Raw genomic sequence first — 1053 nt, 5'->3', positions numbered from 1 at the left:
TTCGCTGCGCGGCGACATGAGCGACCGCTCTGCAGATGGTGTGGATGGCTCCTGCTCCATCGGCGTCGCGATGCGCCATAGTGCAGGTGATGTCATCAGCGAGAGAGGAGCCACCCCATGCAAGTTACCACCATTGGCCTGGATCTGGCCAAGAATGTCTTTCAGGTTCACGGCGTCACTGAGGTGGGCGAGATCGTCTTCAACCGTTCGCTTCGGCGCGCGCAAATGCATCGTTTCTTTGAGGGCCTGCCGCCTTGCCTGGTCGGAATCGAAGCGTGTGGGACGAGCCATTACTGGGCGCGGGAGATTGCAACGCTCGGACACGAGGTGCGCCTGATCCCGCCGGCCTATGTGAAGCCCTATGTGAAGCGTGGCAAGTCGGATGCGATCGATGCCGCAGCGATCTGCGAGGCGGTGACACGGCCGTCTATGCGGTTCGTGGCGATCAAGACGCCGGACCAGCAAGCGGTCCTCGCGCTGCACCGTGTACGGGACCTGATTGTCCGTCAGCGGACGCAGATCGTGAACATGCTCCGCGGTGTGCTGGCCGAATTTGGGATTGTTGTTCGGCAAGGCGCCGGCCACGCCATAGCCTTTGCGAAGCATTGTTTTGAAGGCGTTGAACAGGACTTGCCGGACCCGGCCCGGGATATCGTGACCAATCTCAGCCACCAGCTCGTGGCTCTGCACCGCCGGGTACTCTGGTACGGTCGTCAGTTGAACCGGGCTGCACCCCTTGATGCGCGCGTCGCCCGCCTGCGGACGATCCCCGGCGTCGGACCGATCACCGCCTCCGCCATCGTCGCCTCGATCGGGGACGGGCGTCAGTTCTCAAACGGGCGCAGCCTCGCGGCCTGGCTCGGCCTCACACCGCTCAACCGATCGAGTGGCGGTAAGGAACGTTTGGGACGCATCTCGAAGATGGGAGACCGCTACATCCGCCGATTGTTGGTGCTCGGCATGACGTCCCGGATCAAGCAGATCAGACACCGACCTGATCAATTCGATCCTTGGTTCTCCGAAATCCTTGAACGTAAGCCCGCAAAGCTGGCA

General features: G+C 62.1%; 1 protein-coding gene. It reads left to right on the top strand.

Annotated features, from left to right (window positions below; genetic code table 11):
- Positions 1 to 117: 117 nt before the first annotated feature.
- Positions 118 to 1053, top strand: a 936-nt coding sequence (locus AC2FNE_RS24675; RefSeq protein WP_496806575.1) for an IS110 family RNA-guided transposase, incomplete at its 3' end; no start/stop codon positions are given.

Source organism: Ruegeria sp. YKSD179 (assembly GCF_059612885.1).
The sequence above is the reverse complement of the archived record's forward strand: the minus strand, read 5'-3'. Positions and strand labels throughout refer to the sequence as shown.